This is a genomic window from Psychrobacter sp. TB20-MNA-CIBAN-0197, assembly GCF_040309765.1.
Lineage (GTDB): Bacteria > Pseudomonadota > Gammaproteobacteria > Pseudomonadales > Moraxellaceae > Psychrobacter > Psychrobacter submarinus.
Map to the genome: position 1 here is coordinate 1 of NZ_JBEOPC010001110.1, position 250 is coordinate 250.

1 protein-coding gene is annotated in these 250 nt (G+C 48.8%); it reads left to right on the forward strand.

All coding sequences use genetic code 11. The features are described from left to right. The coding region (locus AAEY83_RS17365; protein ID WP_351061171.1) for an AMP-binding protein at positions 1–250 on the forward strand (250 nt) is incomplete at both ends.

Below are 250 nucleotides of genomic sequence, written 5' to 3' on the forward strand. Positions count from 1 at the left end.
GTACGCGGTGGCATTGCTCGGTTGTCTACGGGCAGGCGCGGTATTGGTCAATGTCAATCCCATGTATACCCATTATGAATTGGCGCATCAGCTGACTGACTCTCAAGCCTGCGGATTGATCGTCCTTGATGGGATGACAGCCGCTTACGATCAGCTCGATGAAGAGTTCGATAACTTTGATTGGGATGTGGCTCTATATGATCCATTACCTGAATTTAACTGGGTTGGTGCGACCGGGTTTTTCCTTAAT